This window comes from Methylolobus aquaticus (genome assembly GCF_054172105.1).
On record NZ_JBSYXP010000011.1, the window covers coordinates 58,040 to 75,625 of the forward strand.

Below are 17,586 nucleotides of genomic sequence, written 5' to 3' on the forward strand. Positions count from 1 at the left end.
GCGCGCACGCTGGCGCTCGTTTTTCTCACCCAATGAGGTCCCGATGTTTCCTTTGCGTGACGAGAACCCGACGTTCCGACGGCCGCTGGCAACGTTCGCATTGATCGCATTGAACATCGCTGCGTGGATCTTCGTGCAGGGGATGGGAAATGGCGTGACCATGGCGCAATCGCTGTGCGCCTACGGTCTAATCTCGGGCGAGTTGTTCGGGCTCGCGCCGTTGAACACGGCCATCCCGCTCGGCGAAGGGCTGAGCTGCGTGCTCGACGGGAACACTTCGCACCTGACGCTGCTGACGCACATGTTCATGCATGGCGGGTGGTTTCACATCATCGGCAACCTCTGGTTTTTGTGGGTGTTCGGTGACAATGTCGAAGATGCGATGGGCTGGCTGCGGTTCATCGCGTTCTACCTGATCTGTGGCCTTGCCGCTGCAGGCGCCCAGATCCTTAGCGACCCGGGTGCGGCCGTGCCGATGGTTGGCGCGTCCGGGGCCATTGGCGGGGTGATGGGGGCATATGCCCGGCTGTACCCCAGAGCGCATGTGATCGTTCTGATATTTCTGGGTTTTTTCGTTACGACCGTATCGGTTCCGGCCTTGGCCATGCTGGGTTACTGGTTTGTCATCCAGATTGCCGGCGGTCTGCCGTCGTTGCAGGGTGCCGGCGGAGGCGTGGCCTTCTGGGCGCACGTGGGCGGTTTCGCGGCCGGTTTTCTGCTGGTCAAGCTGATCTACCAGCCGGCCTACCTGAACCAGCACCTGTCCCTGTCCCTGCGCCGTTCGGCGCGTTACCGGCTCTGACGAGGGCGGTTCAGCCTGCTACAGACTAACGCGCTCGAAAGCAGGCCCAGAGACTTCTGAAGGTCGCTGACAGGCGGCGGTCGTCCTGGTCTTCCCAGTGATCGATCGCCTCCGGCGGCAGCCACATGCCATCATCGATTTCCTCGGCATTCAACTGCAGCGGGCCGTCATGCACGGTGCGGTAGACATGTATGAATTCCCAGCCGGTGGTCTCGCTGGCCGGCAGCTTAAAGAGAAGCTCCAGTGCATCGGCGGTGCAGTGTATGCCGAGTTCCTCCGACAGCTCGCGCCGCGCGCAGTCGTCATAGCTTTCGCCGGGATCGACGTGCCCGGCGGCCGAGGTGTCCCATAGCCCGGGATTGATGTCCTTTTGCTGAGAGCGCCGCTGCAGGAATATGAGTCCTTGCCGGTTGAACAGCAGGACATGTGTGGCCCGGTGCCTGAGGCCTAGCCGATGGATATCCGCGCGGCGCCGGAGGTCGACCACGCGGTCATCGCCATCGACCACTTCCAGCCATTCTGAGTGCGAGGCGTGACTTTGGGGCATTCAGGGCTCCTTGATCAGGCGAAAAGTAAGATTGATGCGCGCTTCCGCGCCCCGCGGCGCTTTCGGTACGCAATGACGCCACTCGTGCTGCAGGCGGCCGCCCATGATCAACAGGCTTCCGGCGGTCAGGCCAAGTTCGATCTGTTCCCGTGTCCGATTGTGCCGCAGCAGGAAGCGACGGGTCGCGCCCAGGCTGAGTGAGGCGATGACGGGGTTCGGGCCGAGTTCCTTCTCTTTGTCGGCGTGCCATCCCATCGAGTCTTGGCCGCTGCGATAGAGGTTGCCGAGAACACTGTTGAAGCGACTGCCGCTTCGCGCCTCCACGGCTGCTCTGACTTCCGCCAGCGCCGGCGTCCATGGCATGGGTTCGTGCGACACCCCGGAGTAGCGATAACGGCTTCCCGGGTCTCCGTACCAGCAGACCAGCCGCGGCACCATGACCTGCCGGCCCGCAATTACGAGGACTTCTTCCCGCCAGTCGAGTTCGGACCGCAGCGATTGGAACAGCGTTGCTGCTTCCGCCGGGGTCAGGAAGCCCTCAATGAGCAGTAATTCCCCGTCGGCGACCGAGCAGTGCATCTCGGCCGCGGCAGCCAGTCTGGGTCGGTACGGTGCTGCGAACCCGTCGGGTGGGTAATGGGACATGCTCTCGTCTCGTATCGAGTTGCCGAGTCCATGATTGGAAAATGCGCATATATTACTACCCCCGCTGCAAGCGGCTGGCGAGCATCGAGACAAACTTCGTCAGGGCAGCGGCGTTCGGTCGCTTGCTGCCGGACATCACCCGCAGCGTGGTAGCATTCGGCTTGGCGTGACATCCGTTTCATGTTCCCGATGATTTCAAGCGTTCAGTGACGTGTCGGTTCCGGATTCCAGCAGCAAGGTGTACCTGAACGTACCGTTTCCCGCGAAGGAACGGGCCAAGGGTCTGGGCGCCCGCTGGGATCCGGTGGTCCGGAAGTGGTATGTTTCAGAGAGATCGCCGCTGGAACCTTTCCAGGAATGGCTGCCGCCCGGAGCTCCAAGCGACCTGTTTGCCGGCACGCGGTCCGATGCCCTGACGGCCGTGCCGGAAAGCGGTGTCGCCTTGAGCGCCTTTCTGGCACAGGTGGCCGAATCCGTTGCCGTTCACGTACGGCGGTCCCAGTGGGTCCGGGCCGAGATCAGCCAACTGCGGCAGGTCAATGGCGGCCACCTCGCGATCGAACTCGTCGAGCACGACGCGGACGCACGCCTCTTAGCCCGCTTGCAGAGCTTCGTCTGGTCTTCGCGCGCGGGCACTGTGTGTGGAAAATTTGCGCAGGGCACCGGTGCCGAACTGGCGGTCGGCCTGAAGGTGCTGCTGCAACTCTCCGCTGAGCTGAATCCCGCCTATGGCCTTCGCGCGATTGTCGAAGATATCGATCCGGCCTACACGCTGGGTGATATCGAAGCCAAGCTGAAAGCCATACGCGAGACCCTGGCTCGGGAGGGCATCGCGGGATTGAACCGAGGACTGCCTGCTCCTGCGGAGTTCTGCCACGTCGCCGTGATCAGCCCGCAGGACGCCGCCGGCCTCGGCGACTTCCGACGCGATGCCGATCACCTTCAGGCCGCAGGCCTCTGCCGCTTCGACTATTACACGGCGAAGTTCCAGGGACAGGCCGCCGCGTCAAGCCTGCTCGCGGCTCTGGACCGGGTGCGCAGCGATTACGAGCGTGGCGCGCGCTTCGACGCACTGGCGATCATTCGCGGCGGTGGCTCGGTGACCGACCTGTACTGGTTGAACGAATTGGAACTCGCCCGCGCGGTATGCCGCATGCCGTTGCCGATATTCACCGGCATCGGCCACGAACGCGACAATACCGTGCTGGACGACATCGCGCATTGCCGCTGCGATACGCCATCGAAGGTGATCGGATTCATCGCCGGAGCGATCGCCGCGAATGCGAATGCGGCGATCGAGAACATGCTGGGGATTCTCCGGGCCGCCGGCAACGCCATCGCGATCCATGAGCGCGGCATTGAACTGCTACGGACGGAACTGGAGGCGTCCGGTCGGCGTCTGTTGACCCAGGTGGAGCATGAAGTCGGGCGCCTTATGCTGGAACTCCGCCATCAGGCAACCAGCCGGCTTCAGGTCGCGGAACACGCACTGGAACTGCATCGCCATGAACTCGAGCAGACCAGCCTGCGCCGTCTTGGCGAGGCCGACCAGCAGCTTGGGACCTTGCTTGCCACGATTGAGCATTTCGCGCGGCAGCGGCTCTCGGAAGCGGACTTCGCCATCGAGTCGCTCGCAAGGGAATTACTGGGCCTGGGGCCCAAGGCCACCTTGCAGCGTGGTTTCGCGCTGGTGAGGAATGAGCGTGGGGGAGTGGTCAGTGCCGTGGCCGAAGCCGACAAAGCCGGCGTGCTCGACATCGAATTCCGTGACGGCCACATCCGGGCCCGCGTTGAACCAAGACCGTTGAAAGGTGACACCAATGAGTAAGCAAGCGGATACGTTCAAGGCCCACTATGCCGTCCTCAGGGAAGTTGCCGAACGTCTTCGGACGCAGCAGGAGCCCGACATCGATGCGCTGATTCCTATGGTCGACAAGGCGCTGGCCTCGTACAAGATCTGCAAGGAACGTCTGGCGGCGGTAAAGGCCGCCTTCGGCGAGCGCTTGCCCGAAGGTTTGCCCGACTGAAACGTACTGCTGGCCGGCGTGCTATCGGCCGAACTCGCGGCGGACGTCGCGAGTGGTAATCTGATGACCGCACGATCGTCAGCGCACTGAGATGCCGGCATGAGCTTGAATGCAACAAACTCAAATGGACTGGAAGAGGAAGGCCTGTGCTCCGGGCCAGGGCCGGGGCGGGCTTTGCGCGAGGCGCGGGTGGCGCGAGGCCTCAGCATCGAGGAGGTGGCCGGCAAGCTCCACCTCGCCGTCCCGACAGTAAGGGCCCTGGAGACCGATGACTATGCCGGTCTTCCCCCGGCGATCTTCATCCGCGGTTATCTGAAGAATCTGGCGCGGCTTCTCGGCCTGGACCCCAAGCAGATCGTGGAGGCATATGAGCGCCTGGGCGGTCGCGATGCCCTGCCCGAATCGTCGCGCGTGACGGCGCTCGATCCGGTCCCGGAGGAGTCGCGCTTCGGTCCGGCGCTGGTCTTGCTCGGCCTGGCCGCGTTCATCGGGCTCGGCTGGTGGGTCTATCGGGTCGCCCGCGAACAAGTCGACACGCCCGAGACCGTAGCGGCGGTTCCTCAGGTCACGACGGCGGCGCCGACAGCCGCCTCGTCGCAGCCCGTGGAAACCGAGCGAGGCAGCGCCGGAGGAGGCACGGGCCAGACGATGGGCCCGGCACCGGAGGTACCGGCGCCGTCGCAACCTGCGGTGAGTGCAGTCCCGGTGCAGGCTGCCGGACCGCCTTCGCTACGGGTTCGATTTTTGGGCGACTCATGGGTCAGCATCGTGGACGCCGACGGCAGCCGCTTGCTGTATGAACTCGGCAGCAAAGGATCCGAGAAGCTAATCAGTGGCAAGCCGCCGTTCACGGTCGTGCTCGGCCGTCCGGCTGAAATCAGCCTAGATTACAAGGATCAGCCCTATAATCACGGCTATACGAACAACCGCGCGCCGGCTCGCTTCGTCATCGGTCCCTAAGCCGTTCCGCAGTCCCATTACGCGGTGCTGCTGTAGCCCACACGGCGAGCGGCTTGGTTCCCCACTTTTTGAACCCGGACCCAGAAGAAGGCAATGGAGGTAACGATGGACGACGAAACGACTGGTAGCGGCACGCAAGGCAGCGAGCCTACACAGGGGTTTGCATGCCGTTTCTGCGGTGCGCCGCTGGTGCATTCCTTCGTTGATCTCGGTATGTCGCCGTTGTGTCAGACGCACATTGCGCCGCACCAACTCCATGAGATGGAGCCGTTTTTTCCGTTGCATGCCTATGTTTGCGACCAGTGCTTTCTGGTTCAGCTGCAGGAATTCGTCTCGCCGACGGAAATATTCACCGAGTACGCCTATTTCTCTTCGTATTCGACCAGTTGGGTGGAGCATGCGCGACGCTATGCGGAGATGGCCTGCGCGCGCTTCGGGCTCGGGGCGCACAGCAAGGTCATGGAGATCGCAAGCAACGACGGGTACCTGCTGCAGCATTTCGTTGCCGCCGGTGTTCCGGTGCTCGGCATCGAACCAGCGGCCAACGTAGCCGAAGTCGCGATCGCGAAAGGCGTGCCGACGACGAGTCGATTTTTCGGCATCGCGACCGCCAAAGCGATCAGGGAGGAACACGGTCAGCCAGATCTGCTACTGGGCAACAATGTCCTGGCCCACGTTCCCGACCTTAACGATTTCGTGGCCGGCATGAAGCTGTTGCTGGGGCCGAGCGGCGTGATCACGATGGAGTTTCCGCATCTGCAGCGGCTGATGGCCGAGAACCAGTTCGACACGATCTACCACGAGCATTTCAGCTATTTCTCGTTCGTCTCGGTCGAGAAGGTTTTTGCGCAACATGGCATCACGCTGTTCGACGTCGAGGAGTTGCCGACCCATGGCGGGTCGCTGCGGATCTACGGGCGGCATGCCGAAAACGGCGATTTGCCAGTCGGCGACCGGGTGATCGCGCTGCGCGACCGGGAAATTGCCGACGGTTTTCTGACGGTGGAGCGCTACCGGGCTTTCGGCGAGCAGGTCAAGGAAACGAAGCGCAAGCTGCTGGCCTTCCTTATCGACGCAAAAAATCGCGGCAAGCGGGTCGTGGGATACGGTGCACCGGGGAAGGGCAACACGCTGCTCAACTATTGCGGTATTCGTACCGATTTTCTCGATTTCACCGTCGATGCGAATCCCTATAAGCAAGGCAAATTCACTCCCGGTACGCGGATTCCGATTCTTGCGCCAGAAGCGATTCGCGAGGCCAAACCCGACTACATACTGATCCTGCCGTGGAACCTGAAGGATGAGATTACGGCTCTAGGCAGCTATGTCTCTGAGTGGGGCGGCAAGTTCGTCGTGCCCATTCCCGAGGTCAAGATTCTCTGACTTACCCGCCCGTTTGCTCCTTGCCTGTCCCGTTGATGCGGGCGGCAGCTTGTTTTCGGCTGCTGCCTCTATCCCGCTTTGGCCGACAGGCAGGTCCGCTTCCCAGTTCCGGGAGTTGATGCTCAGTTGGTGACGTTTGGGGGCGTTGCGATCCCGCCGCTGACGGCGATTGCCGGGTTGCTGCTGATGGTTATCGCGGTTTTCACCGCGATAGCCCTGGTCGCGCTGCTACGGCAATCCTCCCGGCTCCGGTCGCTCGCTGACCGGCTGGACCGTTTCGAAGACAGCGACGAGCGCTTGGGACGCTTGATCCGCGACGAACTGGCCAGGAACCGGGTGGAATCAGCCCAGAACGCGCGGGAGGACCGCGAGGAAGTAACCGATGCCATTCACCGCTTCAACCAGATGGTGCTCGGCTGTCTGAATGACCTGACGGAACGCAGCACCGAGCAGTCCGACAAGCTACGCGACAGTATGGCCGAGACCCTGAGGGGCTTGCAGGGGGACCTGGCCAGTCGTTCCGATGCGCTGCGCGCCGTAGTTCATGAGCAGTTGGGCAGTGCCCGGTCCGATGCCCGCGAGAGTCGGGAAGAAATGGGGAATGCGCTGCGCCGTTTTGGTGAACTCCTGAAGGAGCAACTCGATAGCGTGGGTGGCTTGTTGAGGAACCAGCTCGAAGGGGTGTCCGGCCAGTTTGCCGCGCAGCTTTCGACGCTGAGTCAAGGGAACGAGCAGACGCTCGATCGACTGCGGCGCACGATCGAAGAACGGCTGGTGGCGCTGCAGTCGGATAACCAGCAGAAGCTCGAGCAAATGCGACAGACCGTCGACGAGAAACTGCACCACACGCTGGAGCAGCGCCTCGGCGAATCGTTCAAGCAGGTCAGCGACCGGCTGGAGCAGGTGCACAAGGGCCTGGGCGAGATGCAGGTGCTCGCGGCCGGCGTCGGTGACCTGAAAAAGGTCCTCACCAACGTCAAGGTGCGCGGAACCTGGGGCGAAGTTCAGCTGCAGCAATTGTTGGAGCAGTTGCTGACGAGCGAGCAATACGACCGCAACGTGGTGACCCGTCCTGGTAGTAGCGACCGCGTGGAGTTCGCGATCAGGCTGCCGGGACGCGACAGCGCGCGGGGTGTCGTCTGGCTGCCGGTCGACGCCAAGTTCCCGATCGAAGACTATCAGCGTCTGATGGAAGCCCAGGAAGCGGGCGATTCCACTGTGGTTGAAGCAGCCCGCCGGTCGCTGGAGGCCCGCATCCGCTCCGAAGCGCGCGCGATCCGCGAAAAATACGTCGAACCTCCGCACACGACCGATTTTGCCTTGCTGTTCCTGCCAATTGAGGGGCTCTACGCCGAGATCATGTCCCGCCCAGGGCTCAGCGATGTGCTCCAACGCGAATACCGCATCACCGTGACCGGTCCGACGACCTTGACGGCCATACTGAACAGTCTGCAGATGGGCTTTCGGACGCTGGCGATCGAGGCGCGATCGAGCGAGGTCTGGCGAACGCTGGGGGAGGTCAAGACCGAGTTTCAGCGCTTCGGCGGGATTCTTGAGAAGACCCGCAAGAAACTGGACGAGGTACGCTCGACCATCGATCAGGCCGAAACGCGAACCCGCCAGATCAGCCGGAAGCTGGGGCAGGTGGAGAGTCTCCCGGTCGAGCTCGGACAGTCCGGCTCGGCGCCCGGTCCGACCCTGCAGGCTGACGACGGGCACGATTCGTAGGTCATGCTGACGCCGGATCGACGCGCGTATTGTCGGACACCGGGAGCGGGTATTCTCAGTTTATGCGCTGTGGCTGGGCGACCTGCCTGCCTTCCCGCTGCTCGGCTATCTGATCGGCGAGTTCGCGAATCATCGCAAAAAGCTCTTGCGCCCGGTTTGCCAGCGCCATCATTCCGGGTTGTTTCCACGGTGCGTTCAGGCTGACTTCGGCGGCAAGGAAGCCGCTGAAGGCCATCAGATAGACCCGCGTGTGGCTCCTCTTTGGAAGGGAATAATCGCTGGCCTGATCGAAATTCGGGGTCAGCAAATCACCCAGGCTCAGCAGTCTGTGACCCGCCTCCGCGATGTGTTCGTAATCACCTAGGCCAACCAGTCCCCCGCCGGAGCTGAAGTACAGGCTGATCGTGCCATCCGCCAGCACGATGATGGTGGCTACGGCATCCGGGTAACCCGTTTCGATGACCATGCCCCAGACCAGATCGCGCGTATCCGGTTTCCGGCATCCCAGTTTGGCTGGGTCGCTGGCGAATACCATGTCGCGCAGTTCCATATAGGTCGCGACCGGGCGATAGCCGCTGTCGGGCGATTCGTCCTTCCTGGCGCTCTGCGGCAGCATGACGGGGCGGTCCATGACAGTCACCTTTGGGTTCGGCGGTGGGGTAAAGAGGCCGGGGCGGTCGGGCCTGAGCCAGGGCTCTTCGGATAGGAAATTGATCCGGATTGAGCCTTCGAACCGAGTATAGGATACGGTTCGAGGTGGGATACGCGGCGGGGCGGCGGTAGTTTACGGTGCGATGTGCGGGCTGCTTTCCGACTGCACACCGCGTGAGAGTTGCCCGAGATTCTGATAGAGATCGAGTCGCATCTGCCCGTCATGCCAAACCGCGCGACCAACGGTACGCCATGCGCCGCCGAGATTACGCTGACGCAGATCCGCCACCCAGTGCATGGGCGCACGGACTTCCTTGAGCTTCAACACGAACGTGCGATCGGTCAGGCTGATGCCGAGTTCGCCACCGAGATAGGCGGTGACCTTCTCGACGAACTTCCTCAGCCGGCGATGTTCGATGTTCCGCGTTACTGCCACATTCGCCCACATGGAATGGACCCTGCCCCAGTAGGGCGCGAGCATCCGGCCCTGTTCGTCGATGAAAGGCAGCCAGCGTTCCTCGCCTGAATCGTCGATATACGTCAGCGCGAGGATATGCTCGTACCCCTCGAAGTGATCGTGCAGATACAAGGCATGCGGGGTGATACCCAGGAAGGTGTGCGACAGTGTGATCAAGCCGTTGCTGAGCGCGGCCGCGATCTGGCCTGCCTCGCTGTTCTTCGGGTCAAGGCCGATCCGGTAGAGGATTGCATAGTGAATCGTGCAGTTGAGCTGCAGCACGAGCACCATGACCAAGAACTTCGCGATACGGTTGGCCTTCTGTCGGTCAGTCGGTGCCAGATGTTCGATCAGGCCGCCCCATGGCGGCGTGGCTTGAGTCAGGGGCGATCCACCGAGGGCACAGCCGGCGTCGCAAACCAGCCGCGCGCGGGTATCGGCGATTTGCCGGTAGACCCGGGCGGCGAGTTGGTAGAGGCCGGGCAAGCGCAGCATCAGCGCGAGCGGCGCGGTATAGCCCATGTGCTGCAGGATCCGGATGTAGGTGTCGAGTCCCGAGACAACCCGTCGTCCGCGATCGACGGCATACAAATCCTTCAACAGCTCTGCCTCCGGAATGCCCGCGAGGGCGGCGCAGTCGCGCGCATGCGTCTGGAGCCCCCGAAACGCGACGGCCCGGCGTATGTCGAAGTGCTCGACGAAAATAGCCGTTCGATTGCACAAGGGGCACTGTTCATCGTAATAGACCGTCAGCCCGGGCGTGGCGACCCTCAGCCAGCCGTCCATCCGGCGCCACCACCCCAGCGGAACCAGCAGGAAGTAATGCACCAGCATGCCGAATCCGAACGGATAGATGTTCAGCGACAGGATGATGCCGCCGTGCAGCCCGATTCCCATGAGGAGCAACGGTAGTCGGAACGGACGGAAATAGAGGGTGAAGGGAAACAGGAACTGGAACGCCAGGATCGCGTAGCCGAAGGCGCGCTGTAGCGGCTCGATCTCCAGTAGCGGGGACATGTCGAGGGCGGACATGTAATACGGCAGTGAAGAGGGCAGCCAGGGTCCAAGCCCGTTCCGCCAGAATTCGGCCGACAGCTTGTGGATCGCCGAGTCGAAGTAGATCAGCCCCAATGAGAGCAACAGCGGGATGTAGTAGGCCAGCACCGAGACCTGCTCGGGTGGCCGGTAGTGCTGACCGGGATGCGACAGCTTCCATTTGAGCCGCAGATTGTCCAGCGACAACGCGCGTTCGCTCGGCAGAAACATCAGCAGGAAGCTCGAGCCCAGCATCAGCTGATCGAAACCGCCGTCGAAGTCCTTCCACATCGGGGTGAAGACCGTGAACACCAGCCAGAACGCGTAGTTCAGGACGGCTGCCGCACGCGTATGGTAGCCGAGGGCCAGGCACGCCGCAGTCACTCCCCAGAACACCAGGAACAGATGCACGGAGGGCGATGCGATGTCCAGGTAAGGTACTGGATCGAAAATCAGATGGCGGAAGTAATAGAGGAACAGGACTTCGCCGAGTACGACCAGAGCGAAGAACAGGCGGAACCAACCCAACCCGATGGCGGGAACGGGACGCGTCAGACCGCGTCGGACAGCATTCAGCAGACTCGGAAACATCGGATGGTTACGTGGTCGGTTCAGGCTCAGTGCGGGGTGGCCGGGTCAGCCTAGGCCGGGAACGCGCGATGACCGCCCGCGGAGATGCGGTGCAGGCAGCGGTGGCGACTGGGGGCATTCTACCGTCCGGAATCCGCCGGGTCACCGATGGCGCGCGCGATCCCGCTTCTCGGCTGGGGTTGAGTTGCCCCTGAGGGTGTCCGGAGGCCGAGTCCCGCGGGAACACCTATGTCAAGCCGTGATCGAAGCAAAAGCGCTTGGCATTTGGTGCCGCGCAGCGTTACAAAGGCATAGCGATCTTTCAAACAACAACCGGGAGTCGGAAATGAGTTCTGCGTCGCAACCCCACTACCGCACGATTCTTCAGGGCGATTCCAAGGAGCCGCCACGCGTTCCATCGGCTACGGCCGGCGCGACCGGAGAGGCGGTGCTGGATGAGCAGACTTTCCGCGTCATCGAGATCGACGAGTTATTTGCGGCGGTCGATCATGCCACCACGGATATCGGCAGCGCCGTGTTATACCGTTCCTTGTCCCAGCCGCTAACGGATTCGGAAAGCGTACGGTTCAAGCAGGACAGCGTACGCGAAATCGAGGGCAACCGGCAGTTGAAGGCCGATCTCGACACACTGCTACATCAGGCCCACAAGCGCGAGAGCGACTTTTACGATCTCTTGTTCGGGCGCTTTCTGGGCATGCTCGGAGCCCCGTCGCACCCGCGGGAAATTGCCGGCTTCGGTTACGAGACCTATATCAAGGGCACGCGGTTCATGCTGGATCTGGTGGACGCTTCCGCCAAACTTCCCACGCCCCGCAGCCCGTACCTGCGCGGTCTGGTGGACACGCTTCGCGGTTTCGCCAAAACGCGCTCGTACGCGTTGATGAGAGGGCCCGTCTACCGCTCCGAGAAGCGTCTAATGACCCGCGAGGAAAAGGGTTTGCTGACTCCGGCCATCAAGTTCCGCCCAACCCTGTTCAAGCCCGTCGGCCTGACTATCGCTTTCGTACTCCTGGTGCTGATATTCCAATTCGTGCCGTTCGCTCTGGAAATGGCGGCCTCCATCACGCCGGTGTTCTGGCTGTTTCTGCTGCCGCTCAGTCTGGTCTACATTCCGATCGTCGGCGGCTTCGATCGGGACGGTTGTATTTATCCGCTACGCGAGACATTCAAGAAGAGCGAGGACGTGCAGCGGACCCTGGATGCGCTGGGGCAGCTCGACGAGTTGATGGGCTTCTGTCGCTACCGTGAGGCGTTCGTGCACCCGACCTGCCTGCCGGCGATCGATGCGTCGGCTGGGTGCCACAGGCTGACCGTCGCAAAGGCGCGCAATCCGGTGCTGGCGAAGGAGGATCCGGCATATGTCGCCAATGACCTGAGTCTTGACGAGGAGCGGCTGACGTTCGTGACCGGCCCGAACAGCGGCGGCAAGACGGCGTTTTGCAAGACGCTGGCCCAAATTCAGGTGCTGGCCCAGATCGGCTGCTACATTCCGGCCGAGCGCGCGACGCTGACGGTGGCCGATCGGATCTTCTATCAGGTGCCGGAGATCAGCCATCTTACCGATGGGGAGGGACGCTTCGGCACCGAGCTAAAGCGCACGAAAGCCATCTTTCTGGCGGCTACGTCGCGCAGCCTCGTGATCATGGACGAGTTGTCCGAGGGCACGACGAATGAGGAAAAGCTCGAAATCTCCGTCAACATCCTCGACGGATTCAAGGAGAAGGGCAACAGCACGGTACTGATCACGCACAATCACGAACTGGTCGACTTCTACCAGCGTCGTGGCGTCGGGCAGGCGCGTCAGGTCGAGTTCCGGAACGAGCTGCCGACCTACCGGCTGATTGAGGGCATTTCACGCGTCAGCCATGCCGACCGCATCGCGAAGAAGATTGGATTCTCCAAGGACGATATCGCGAAGTATCTGACCGGCAATGCCTGAGGTCGCGATGATCGAGATTCTGCAGTTGCCCGTGCTGGCGGATAACTACATTTATTTGATCCATGAGCCACGGTCGGGCCAAACGGCAGCGGTCGATCCGGCCGAGGCCGAGCCGGTGCTGCGCGCGCTGGATGTGCGGGGCTGGCGGCTATCCCACGTTCTCAACACTCACCATCATTCCGATCACGTCGGAGGGAATCGGTTGCTGAAAGAACGGACTGGCTGCCTGATCGTCGGCTCGGAGTACGATCGAGCGCGAATCCCCTGTATCGACAGGACCGTGGGCGAAGGCGATTCGGTAGCCTTGGGCGAGTCGGTAGCGCGGGTGCTGGAGGTACCGGGCCACACACTGGGACACATCACCTTCTGGTTCGCCGAGGACGAAGTCATGTTCTGCGGGGATACGTTGTTCGCCCTGGGTTGCGGAAGGCTTTTCGAGGGCTCGGCAGCGCAGATGTGGGCCTCACTGGCAAAGCTCAAAAGTCTGCCGGAGGTCACCCGCGTCTACTGTGCGCACGAATACACGCAGAGCAATGCCCGGTTTGCCCTCACGGTTGATCCGCTGAACGCGGCGCTTCGGGAACGCGCCCGGCACATCGATGCGCTGCGCCGTCGTGGGCAACCTACCGTTCCATCGACTCTCGGCGAGGAACGATCCACCAATCCGTTTTTGCGCGCGGACAATGCGTCTCTGAAAGCCGCGATCGGTCTCAGCCGCGCCAGCGACGCCGATGTCTTTGCCGAGATCCGACACCGAAAGGATCACTTCCGCGCCTGATGAATAAATTCTCGCAATGGTGCCGGAGTGCAGCTCGGTTATTGGCCGAAGGGAAACCTCGCTGTGCTGTGGGATGACAGTCGAGACTGTCCAACGGGGTTGAGATCAACCCATCAGGCGGGCGAGGTGTTCGATGGGGGGCAGTACCAACATCTTCAGAACCTGGATTCCGATGATGGGAATAAGCGGTGACAGGTCGATGCCCGACATGGGCGGCAGCAGTCTCCGACTCCATTTCAACATCGGCGCCGTGATGCTGTTCAGCAATGCGACAGCCGGGTTATGGCGGCTCGCATGCAGCCAGCTCATCGCCGCGGTCAGAATCACCGCAAACATCAGGATATTCAGGATCAGCTCCAGCAACTGCGACGCAGACAGGATCGCCAGCGCCGCGATATTGAGGCTGAAGCCCTGTAGCGTCAGCACCAGATAGGACGCCAAGATTTGCAGCACCAGCATCAGCAGCAACGTGGAGGTGTCAACGCGCCCGATCGGCGGCACGAACCGCCGCAACAGGCGCAATGGCGGATGCGTGATCTTGACGATGAATTGGCAGATTGGGTTGTAATAGTCCGCGTTGACCCACTGGAACAGGAAACGCAGGATCAACGCGAACAGGTATAGCCCGAAGACCGTGTCGATCAAAAAGACGGCTGGCTGCACCCAATAACCCGAATCCATTACGCTTCTCCCAACTCGTGTGAAAGTTCGATGGCGCGATCGCGCGCTGCGCGCATCGCCTCCACGACCGTCTTCGACCAGCCCGCCGCATCAAAGGTTGCAATCGCCCGCTCGGTGGTTCCGCCGGGCGAGGTAACACGCTGCCTAAGCTCCGCCGGGGGTTCTTCCGATTCGATCGCGATGCGTGCCGCACCCAGCGCCGTTTGTTGCGTCAGCAGGCGCGCCGTGTTGGGATCAAGGCCCATTTGTGCCGCAGCTTCCGTCATGGCTTCCATCAGCAGAAAGAAATAGGCCGGCCCACTGCCCGATAGGGCGGTCACGGCGTCGAGCAGTTCCTCGCGCTCGACCCAGACGGTGATCCCGACCGAGCGCATGATCATCTCGGCCCAGTTCCGGTGTTGGGCCGTCGTTCGGTCGTTGCCGTGCAGGGCTGTCGCGCCCGCCCCAACCAGGCTGGGGGTGTTTGGCATGCACCGCACCAGTGCCGTGTGTCCGCCGAGCCACCGGTCGATCGCCGCTTCATCGACGCCGGCCGCGATCGATATCACGAGCGGCTTCAGCTGCTGGACGGTCGGCGCGATTTCGCGGCAGACTTTGGCCAGGATCTGCGGCTTTACTGCGAGTAGAAGCACCTGCGACTGCGCTGTCAGCTCGAGGTTGTCCGAGCAGGATTGCACGGCGAAACGGGCCTCGGCCGCAACGCGCTTTTCGGCGTCGGCGTCCGAGACGCGCAGGTGATCTTTGGGGTAGTCGTTCCCCAGTAGGCCTCCGATCAGGCTGGAGGCCATGTTCCCGGCTCCGATGAAGCCGATGGTGGGATGTTTCATGGCGGGCTGTCGGTCCGTTGCGATGAAAGGCCTATGATACTGGAGCGCGGTTCTGACTGCTCGCGGCGGTGGATCCGGCCTGCCGCGGGCCGAACAACGCCGTGCCGATGCGTACCAGCGTGGCGCCCTCCATGATCGCCGCTTCCAGGTCATCGGACATTCCCATGGACAGCGTGTCCAGCTCTGGAAGATTCAGGCCAAGCAAGGCCTCCCGCAGACAACGGAATGCTGCACGTTGCGCATCAGGGGACTGACCGGGGGCGGGAATCGCCATCAGTCCCCGCAGTCTGAGGTTCGACAGGCGAGCAATGGCTGCTGTCAGCAGTGGCAGAGCGTCAAGCGTTACGCCGGCTTTCGTCGGCTCGCCACTGACATTGACCTGCAGGCAGATGTTCAGAGGTGGCATGCCGTGCGGACGTTGCTCGTGCAGACGCTCGGCAATCTTCAGGCGGTCCACACTGTGTGCCCAGTGAAAGCGCTCCGCGATCGGTCGCGTCTTGTTCGACTGTATGGGCCCGATGAAATGCCAGGTGATGTCGCAGTGAGCCAGCGCAGCCAGTTTAGGTAGGGCTTCTTGGACGTAGCTCTCAGCGAAGTCGCGCAGCCCCAGACGATAGGCGATCAGCATCTGCTCGCAGGGCACCGTCTTGCTGACTGCGATCAAACGCACGGCGCCGGCCGGACGACCGGCTGCTGCTGTGGCCAGTTTGATGCGTTCATGGAGTGCGTCTAGGCGCGTTCCCAGCGATGACATGAGTCGGTTTCGCGTCGAGGGGAGAAATGGGATTGCGGAGGGAGTGACCTATGGGCGATCCATTCGTGGACCCGCAACAGATTATCCACTGAACTGCAGACAGGCGTGAAGCCTCCCGCAGTCGGTCGCATGGGCGTGCGCCGAGCCCGGACGTCCGCTGCTGCCGCGACACCGACCGTGAGCTTGGCGGCAGACTCACCGTGGGGGCTGCCAAAGGAGCGTGCCGGGTCGGCCGATACGCTTTGTCGGTCTGTTTCCCCTCATCGCCGACGTAGCGCCCTGAGGGGAGAGCATGGAGATCCGTAGCCCGCTCAGAGATAGCGATCGGGCAAACCCACCAAGACCAGCTGACTCGCCAGAAACTCGGATACCTCGGTTACGGTGCCGTGCTCGATGGCGTCGAGCAATGCCGGCGGCAGTTCGACCGATTTTGGGGCGTAGCGTGTGTACTTGCGGTCTCCGTGGGCGTACCACTCGGAAGGGAACTTGAAGCGGAGCTTCAGCACTCCATCCTGGGTACACTGTTCGGGCTGGTGAATCGGATTGATTCCGATACGGCCGAGGAGATGCGGCCGTCGGGTGTTGCGTCCGTATTGACGGAGATCGTCTGACCGATTCGTTAACAAGGCGTTGAGCCACTTCTGTTCATGCAACTCGGGCGGGAAGTCCGACCGAGGGCGAAAGTCGGGGCCGGTGCCTGCAAAGTAGGACCCCAGCAATTCGTCTTTGCCCAAAATGACATGGGGCGAATCGCGGAAGAGCTCGCGGTAGCCTTCCGCGGTCAGTTCGTATCCTTCCTGCGGCCGAACGGCACGGTTGCCGAACGTGGCCAGGGCCAGCACCCCGGCTTCCGACATAAGCCTGCGAGCTTCTCGCAGGAATCCGCTCTTTTTGAGGATGACGTGGAAGGCGTCGGAACAGAAGATGTTGTCGAAGTTACCCTTCGGGAATGGCAAGGGGCGATCGACCTATTGGCAAATGAAGTCGGCATCGGGCGCGACGAAATTCTGGGCGAGATAGAGTCGGAAGTAGTCCCGGTCGACGCCGATGACCGGGCCGGCCGTTTCGGCGCGGTAGGAAAAGTGGTGCGTCAGATGCCCGGCGCCGCAGGGCAGGCCTATGGTGGGGCCGCCGCGAGCCCGAAGATGCGAAGCAAGCTGCAATCCTGACAGGTGCCGCGGTTGGCCGAAGCGATAGCCAAAGTAATTTGCGACCTCGCTGAGCGAAAAGGTTCGGTAGTAGAAGTCGATCACGTCCATCGCCGACAACCGTTCGCGGCGCTTCAACAGCACATCGGCTGCGCGGCGGCAAGTCCAGCCCGTCAACCTTCCTCGCACGGACTTATAGGCAAGAGCCTGTAGGCGTCGTGCCGGACGGAGTTCGTGTAGCGGCCTACGGCGCACTCTTCCGATCTCGATTTGGCTCGGTCCGCGCTTTGCCAGTCTTGGGACGGCCAGAAAGTTCGGTGTGGGCCGACCGGGCCTCAGCAGCAGACTGAAAGCTTCGCTCGGCTTGTCCGCTGCGAGCAACTCGCACAGCAAACGCGGTTTGGCGCCATTGTCGACACGGGTCTCCGAGACTTCGTCGCGGATATCCACGAAATCGTCCGGACCGTTCGTGATCAGAACGCCGGCGACGATCGGAAACTCCGGATGGCATGTTTTGCAGTCGAGCAGGCCGAAATCGATGCCTTGGTCAGACTCGATGTTGACCTTGGTTCTGCATTGGGCAACGGCCGGTTGACTCGTAGATCCCTTGAACGGCAATCGGCTCCCGCGGAA

18 protein-coding genes are annotated in these 17,586 nt (G+C 62.1%); 9 read left to right on the plus strand and 9 right to left on the minus strand.

Translation table 11 applies throughout. The annotated features are described in order from the left end of the window. Positions 1-43: 43 nt before the first annotated feature. The gene (locus tag ACW73L_RS15155) at positions 44-802 is read left to right on the plus strand and encodes a rhomboid family intramembrane serine protease (RefSeq protein WP_498923193.1); all 759 of its coding nucleotides are present in this window, start codon (positions 44-46) and stop codon (positions 800-802) included. A gap of 25 nt (positions 803-827) precedes the next feature. Here ACW73L_RS15155 and ACW73L_RS15160 read toward each other — a convergent pair whose 3' ends face one another. Continuing rightward, positions 828-1,349, minus strand: a complete 522-nt coding sequence (locus ACW73L_RS15160) for an NUDIX hydrolase (protein WP_498923194.1) — start codon at positions 1,347-1,349, stop codon at positions 828-830. Continuing rightward, positions 1,350-1,994 carry an alpha-ketoglutarate-dependent dioxygenase AlkB family protein gene (locus tag ACW73L_RS15165; RefSeq protein WP_498923195.1) on the minus strand — a complete coding sequence of 215 codons (645 nt, stop codon included), beginning with the start codon at positions 1,992-1,994 and terminating at the stop codon, positions 1,350-1,352. Positions 1,995-2,035: 41 nt separating this feature from the next. Here ACW73L_RS15165 and ACW73L_RS15170 point away from each other — a divergent pair, with 41 nt between their 5' ends. From ACW73L_RS15170 to ACW73L_RS15195, 6 genes are all read left to right on the plus strand, one after another. Next, the gene (locus ACW73L_RS15170; RefSeq protein ID WP_498923197.1) at positions 2,036-2,164 is read left to right on the plus strand and encodes a hypothetical protein; all 129 of its coding nucleotides are present in this window, start codon (positions 2,036-2,038) and stop codon (positions 2,162-2,164) included. A gap of 68 nt (positions 2,165-2,232) precedes the next feature. Then, positions 2,233-3,822, plus strand: coding sequence for an exodeoxyribonuclease VII large subunit (gene xseA / locus ACW73L_RS15175; protein ID WP_498923199.1), 1,590 nt, complete (start codon positions 2,233-2,235; stop codon positions 3,820-3,822). Beyond that, positions 3,815-4,021, plus strand: a complete 207-nt coding sequence (xseB, locus tag ACW73L_RS15180; RefSeq protein ID WP_498923201.1) for an exodeoxyribonuclease VII small subunit — start codon at positions 3,815-3,817, stop codon at positions 4,019-4,021. Before xseA ends, xseB begins: the two co-directional genes overlap by 8 nt. Positions 4,022-4,120: 99 nt before the next feature. Next, positions 4,121-4,981 carry a RodZ domain-containing protein gene (locus tag ACW73L_RS15185; RefSeq protein ID WP_498923202.1) on the plus strand — a complete coding sequence of 287 codons (861 nt, stop codon included), beginning with the start codon at positions 4,121-4,123 and terminating at the stop codon, positions 4,979-4,981. 105 nt (positions 4,982-5,086) lie between these two features. After that, positions 5,087-6,364, plus strand: a complete 1,278-nt coding sequence (locus ACW73L_RS15190) for a methyltransferase domain-containing protein (RefSeq protein ID WP_498923204.1) — start codon at positions 5,087-5,089, stop codon at positions 6,362-6,364. Between the two features lie 129 nt (positions 6,365-6,493). Beyond that, entirely contained in the window at positions 6,494-8,092 is a 1,599-nt protein-coding gene (locus ACW73L_RS15195; protein WP_498923343.1) for a DNA recombination protein RmuC, read from the plus strand. 55 nt (positions 8,093-8,147) lie between these two features. On the opposite strand, the gene ACW73L_RS15200 is transcribed toward ACW73L_RS15195, so the two are convergent. Next, positions 8,148-8,723: a hypothetical protein gene (locus tag ACW73L_RS15200; RefSeq protein ID WP_498923206.1), complete on the minus strand. Its 576-nt coding sequence runs from the start codon at positions 8,721-8,723 to the stop codon at positions 8,148-8,150. A gap of 153 nt (positions 8,724-8,876) precedes the next feature. Continuing rightward, positions 8,877-10,826, minus strand: coding sequence for a DCC1-like thiol-disulfide oxidoreductase family protein (locus tag ACW73L_RS15205; protein ID WP_498923208.1), 1,950 nt, complete (start codon positions 10,824-10,826; stop codon positions 8,877-8,879). Between the two features lie 325 nt (positions 10,827-11,151). Between ACW73L_RS15205 and ACW73L_RS15210 the strand changes: the two genes are divergently transcribed. Beyond that, entirely contained in the window at positions 11,152-12,765 is a 1,614-nt protein-coding gene (locus ACW73L_RS15210) for a MutS-related protein (protein ID WP_498923210.1), read from the plus strand. A gap of 7 nt (positions 12,766-12,772) precedes the next feature. Beyond that, entirely contained in the window at positions 12,773-13,543 is a 771-nt protein-coding gene (gene gloB / locus ACW73L_RS15215) for a hydroxyacylglutathione hydrolase (RefSeq protein WP_498923212.1), read from the plus strand. A gap of 105 nt (positions 13,544-13,648) precedes the next feature. Here the strand turns inward: gloB and ACW73L_RS15220 are convergent, their stop codons facing one another. The 5 genes from ACW73L_RS15220 to ACW73L_RS15240 form a co-directional block, all read right to left on the minus strand. Beyond that, on the minus strand, positions 13,649-14,224 hold the full coding sequence (locus tag ACW73L_RS15220) for a YggT family protein (protein WP_498923214.1): 576 nt from the start codon (positions 14,222-14,224) through the stop codon (positions 13,649-13,651). Next, a complete protein-coding gene (gene proC / locus ACW73L_RS15225) occupies positions 14,224-15,051 on the minus strand; it encodes a pyrroline-5-carboxylate reductase (RefSeq protein ID WP_498923215.1) in 828 nt (275 codons plus the stop codon). Before proC ends, ACW73L_RS15220 begins: the two co-directional genes overlap by 1 nt. Before the next feature lie 31 nt (positions 15,052-15,082). Next, positions 15,083-15,805 (minus strand): YggS family pyridoxal phosphate-dependent enzyme, encoded by a 723-nt coding sequence (locus ACW73L_RS15230; RefSeq protein ID WP_498923216.1) that lies wholly within the window; start codon positions 15,803-15,805, stop codon positions 15,083-15,085. A gap of 311 nt (positions 15,806-16,116) precedes the next feature. After that, positions 16,117-16,761 carry a methyltransferase domain-containing protein gene (locus tag ACW73L_RS15235; RefSeq protein ID WP_498923218.1) on the minus strand — a complete coding sequence of 215 codons (645 nt, stop codon included), beginning with the start codon at positions 16,759-16,761 and terminating at the stop codon, positions 16,117-16,119. A 12-nt stretch (positions 16,762-16,773) separates the two neighbouring features. Further along, the gene (locus ACW73L_RS15240; protein WP_498923220.1) at positions 16,774-17,571 is read right to left on the minus strand and encodes a hypothetical protein; all 798 of its coding nucleotides are present in this window, start codon (positions 17,569-17,571) and stop codon (positions 16,774-16,776) included. Between the last annotated feature and the right edge of the window lie 15 nt (positions 17,572-17,586).

Bases quoted from the DNA above. Each gene is read 5' to 3' on its own strand.
- ACW73L_RS15200 (WP_498923206.1), bottom strand. From the start codon at position 8,723: ATGGACCGCCCCGTCATGCTGCCGCAGAGCGCCAGGAAGGACGAATCG.
- ACW73L_RS15155 (WP_498923193.1), top strand. From the start codon at position 44: ATGTTTCCTTTGCGTGACGAGAACCCGACGTTCCGACGGCCGCTGGCA.
- ACW73L_RS15205 (WP_498923208.1), bottom strand. From the start codon at position 10,826: ATGTTTCCGAGTCTGCTGAATGCTGTCCGACGCGGTCTGACGCGTCCC.
- ACW73L_RS15220 (WP_498923214.1), bottom strand. From the start codon at position 14,224: ATGGATTCGGGTTATTGGGTGCAGCCAGCCGTCTTTTTGATCGACACG.
- proC (WP_498923215.1), bottom strand. From the start codon at position 15,051: ATGAAACATCCCACCATCGGCTTCATCGGAGCCGGGAACATGGCCTCC.
- ACW73L_RS15170 (WP_498923197.1), top strand. From the start codon at position 2,036: ATGCGCATATATTACTACCCCCGCTGCAAGCGGCTGGCGAGCATCGAG.
- xseB (WP_498923201.1), top strand. From the start codon at position 3,815: ATGAGTAAGCAAGCGGATACGTTCAAGGCCCACTATGCCGTCCTCAGG.
- ACW73L_RS15190 (WP_498923204.1), top strand. From the start codon at position 5,087: ATGGACGACGAAACGACTGGTAGCGGCACGCAAGGCAGCGAGCCTACA.
- ACW73L_RS15230 (WP_498923216.1), bottom strand. From the start codon at position 15,805: ATGTCATCGCTGGGAACGCGCCTAGACGCACTCCATGAACGCATCAAA.
- ACW73L_RS15185 (WP_498923202.1), top strand. From the start codon at position 4,121: ATGAGCTTGAATGCAACAAACTCAAATGGACTGGAAGAGGAAGGCCTG.
- ACW73L_RS15160 (WP_498923194.1), bottom strand. From the start codon at position 1,349: ATGCCCCAAAGTCACGCCTCGCACTCAGAATGGCTGGAAGTGGTCGAT.
- gloB (WP_498923212.1), top strand. From the start codon at position 12,773: ATGATCGAGATTCTGCAGTTGCCCGTGCTGGCGGATAACTACATTTAT.
- ACW73L_RS15165 (WP_498923195.1), bottom strand. From the start codon at position 1,994: ATGTCCCATTACCCACCCGACGGGTTCGCAGCACCGTACCGACCCAGA.
- ACW73L_RS15210 (WP_498923210.1), top strand. From the start codon at position 11,152: ATGAGTTCTGCGTCGCAACCCCACTACCGCACGATTCTTCAGGGCGAT.